Below are 3,097 nucleotides of genomic sequence, written 5' to 3' on the forward strand. Positions count from 1 at the left end.
TCGCCATCGGGCTGCATCAGCAGGATGCCGGCATTGCAGACCAAAGCCGTGACCGGGCCATGTTCCTTCTCGACCGCGGCGAAGAGCCGGTCGACGGAAGCCTCGTCGGTGACGTCGACAGCCCAGCCGCTATGGCCTGCGCCGGAAAGCGCGCCCGCAACCTGCTGCGCCGGCTCGCGTGTCAGGTCGGCGACGGCGACGCGCCAGCCATCGGCGGCGAGCCTCCCGGCGATGGCAGCGCCGATGCCGCGCCCCGCGCCGGTGACCAAAGCGAGCTTGCTCATATTGTGGTTCTCCTCGTCGAGATGTCGGCCGACCCGTAACCCGCCCTATTCGCGGTAGGCGCCCTTTTCCAGCAGCAGCTTGGACGACAGGTCGCGGCCGTGGCGGCGGGTGAAGAAGCCGGCCGAGACGCCGCCATCGGCCATGATCAGCGCGCCGGTGATGTAGCTCGCGAGATCGGAGAGCAGGAACAGGCAGAGATTGGCGATCTCCTCCGGCTGCGCGAGACGGCCGAGCGGGGTGCGGTCCTCCATCACGCCGGAGACGAAGGCCTCGGGAATGCCGGCGCGGATCATCGGCGTGTCGGTGGCGCTCGGTCCGACCGAATTGATGCGCACGCCATAGGAGCCCCATTCGATGGCGAGGTCCTTGGTCAGCCCGACGACGCCGGCCTTCGAGGCGCAGTAATGCGCCCGCCCGGCCTGGCCGCCGAGCGAGGAGGTCGAGCCGATGGTGACGATGGCGCCGCGTCCGCGCTGGACCATGCGCCGGCCGACCGCCTGGCAGGAATAGAAGGTGCCGGTGAGGTTGACGCCGATCACCGCCTCCCAGGCCTCGGATGCAAGCTCGGTCGCGGGCGCGGGCCGCGAGATCCCGGCGGCGGTGATCAGCCCGTCGATCGGTCCCAGTGCCTGCTCGACCTGCGCCACGGCCTGTTCGGTCGCGGCCGCGTCGCGGACGTCGAAGTCCGTGGCGAAGGCGCGCCGGCCCAGCGCCTCGATCTCGCGGGCGACACTTTCAGCGCCTTCGGCATTGCTGTCGGCGATGGCGAGATGGGCGCCGTCGCGGGCCAGCGCCAGCGCGCATTGCCGGCCGATGCCGGAGGCGCCGCCGGTCACCATGACGATGCGCTCGCTCAGCCCAAGGGAAATGCTCATCGTCGCGGCTCCTCGCTCCGGCGCTTCGGGCCCGGCCGTTCAGCCGAGCCTGTTGGCGGCGAAGGCCGGGCGGGCCTCGATGGCGGCGAACCAGGCGGCGGTGGCCGGATGGTCCTTGCGCCAGTCGAGATCGGCGAAGCGCAAATCGAGATAGGCGAGCGCGCTGGCGAAGGTGATGGTGCCGATGTCGACGCGATCGCCGAAGGTCGCCGCCTTCTGCTCGATCACCGCCAGCGCGGCGTGCAGCTTGGCCATCTGGCCGTCGCGCCAGGGCTGCCATTGCCGCTCCTCCGGCCGCAGCAGGCCCTCATAGCGGGAGAGCAGGGCGGCATCGAGCAGGCCGTCGCCGACCGTCTGCTCCATCAGCGCGTTCCAGCGCTTGCCCGGGTCGCTCGGGAAGATCTCGCCCTTGCCGCGATGGTTCAGGTACTCGCAGATGACACGGCTGTCGGCGAGCACGGTGCCGTCCTCGGTCAGCATGGTCGGGACCTGGCCGAGCGGGTTGACCTTGACGATGTTCTCCTCGCGCGCCAGCGGGCCGCCCTTCTTGTAGGCGTCGGAGACGTCGAGCATCTCGATCTCAGCGCTGAGGCCGAGCTCGGCGGCGGTCAGCCTGACCTTGCGGACGAAGGGCGAGGTGGCGGACTGGTAGAGTTTCATGCTGCGGGCCTTTCCGAAGGGGTGAGCCGGTCCGGCTCGGCGGCGAGCGCGCGCCCGGCGATGAAGCCGAAGGTGAGCGCCGGGCCGAGCGTGATGCCGGCGCCGGGATAGGCGCCGGCCATGATCGAGTTCATGTCGTTGCCGCTGGCATAGAGGCCGGGGATCGGCTGCTCGCTTTGGCCGAGCACGCGGGCCTGCGCATCGCAGATCAGACCCGAGGCGGTGCCGATGTCGCCCGGCCAGATGCGGACCGCGTAGAACGGGCCGGTCTCGATCGGCCCGAGGCAGGGATTGGGCTGGTTGGCGGGGTCGCCGAGATAGCGGTTGTACTCGCTCGAGCCCTTGCCGAAGGCCGGGTCGCTGCCGGAGCGGGCGGCTTCGTTCATGCCTTCGGCTTCGCCTTGCAGGGCAGCCGGCGGCACGCCGATCTTGCTCGCCAGTTCGGCCACGCTCGCGCCCTCGAAGAGATAGCCCGCCTGGACGAAGGATGCCGGCGACTTCAGCCCGGGATGGACGAGGCCGAGCCCGTATTTGCGCAGGAAGACGCTGTCGCAGATGAGATAGGCCGGCACGGCACCGGCCTTGTGCATGCCCTCGACGAAGCTGTGATAGGAGGTCGCCTCGTTGACGAAGCGCCGGCCCTTGCCGTCGACCGCGATCAGCCCGGGCTTGGCCCGGTCGAGGATGAGGTGGGGGAACTGGACTTCGCTGCCATCGGGCTTGGCCAGCACCGAGACCGGCGTCCAGAAGGCGGCGCCGATATTGTCCTCGCGCATCGCGCCGCCGGCGTCGATGCCGAGCCTGATGCCGTCGCCGGTGTCGCTGGCCGGCGCCATCGAGCGATGCACCTCGGCATGCGGCAGGTGCTGCCTGCGCATCGCCGCATCGGCCGGAAAGCCGCCGCAGGCCAGCACGACACCGCGCCGCGCGCCGATGCGGCGCTCGCCGGCTTCTGTCTTCGCGATCACGCCGACCACCCCGACGCCGTCGCGGATCAGTGCGCCGGCGCCGGTGCGGGTGCGCAGCTCGACCTTGGCGAGCCGGGCCGATTTGAGCAGCCGCGCCGCCAGCGCATTGCCCATCAGGAGGCGGGTGCCGCGCGGATGGCGCAGCCGATCGAGGCCGTAGCGGGCGAGCAGCTTCAGGCTGTGCCGGAAATTGGCGAGGCTGGCGAAGCGGCCGACCAGCGCGTCGATGTCCTTGCGGTTGACCATCATGCCGCCGAGCACCGTGAACTCCTTCAGCGGCGGGCGCAGCAAAGCGAAATCGGCGCCGAG

At 70.4% G+C, this 3,097-nt stretch carries 4 protein-coding genes; all 4 read right to left on the bottom strand.

Features of this window, described 5'->3' with window-relative positions; all coding sequences use genetic code 11:
• On the bottom strand, nucleotides 1–284 hold a 284-nt coding region (locus V6M56_RS17100; protein WP_332685361.1), incomplete at its 3' end, for an SDR family NAD(P)-dependent oxidoreductase.
• Nucleotides 285–329: 45 nt separating this feature from the next.
• Nucleotides 330–1,160, bottom strand: coding sequence for an SDR family NAD(P)-dependent oxidoreductase (locus tag V6M56_RS17105; protein ID WP_332685362.1), 831 nt, complete (start codon nucleotides 1,158–1,160; stop codon nucleotides 330–332).
• A gap of 39 nt (nucleotides 1,161–1,199) precedes the next feature.
• Nucleotides 1,200–1,820: a glutathione S-transferase family protein gene (locus V6M56_RS17110; protein WP_332685363.1), complete on the bottom strand. Its 621-nt coding sequence runs from the start codon at nucleotides 1,818–1,820 to the stop codon at nucleotides 1,200–1,202.
• Nucleotides 1,817–3,097: FAD-binding protein (locus V6M56_RS17115; protein WP_332685364.1), on the bottom strand; the 1,281-nt coding region annotated here is incomplete at its 5' end. The genes V6M56_RS17115 and V6M56_RS17110, both read right to left, overlap by 4 nt.

The organism is Allobosea sp. (genome assembly GCF_036675845.1).
Classification (GTDB): domain Bacteria; phylum Pseudomonadota; class Alphaproteobacteria; order Rhizobiales; family Beijerinckiaceae; genus Allobosea.

Excerpts from the sequence above, each read along its gene's own strand:
- V6M56_RS17110 (WP_332685363.1), bottom strand. The coding sequence starts at position 1,820 with ATGAAACTCTACCAGTCCGCCACCTCGCCCTTCGTCCGCAAGGTCAGG.
- V6M56_RS17105 (WP_332685362.1), bottom strand. The coding sequence starts at position 1,160 with ATGAGCATTTCCCTTGGGCTGAGCGAGCGCATCGTCATGGTGACCGGC.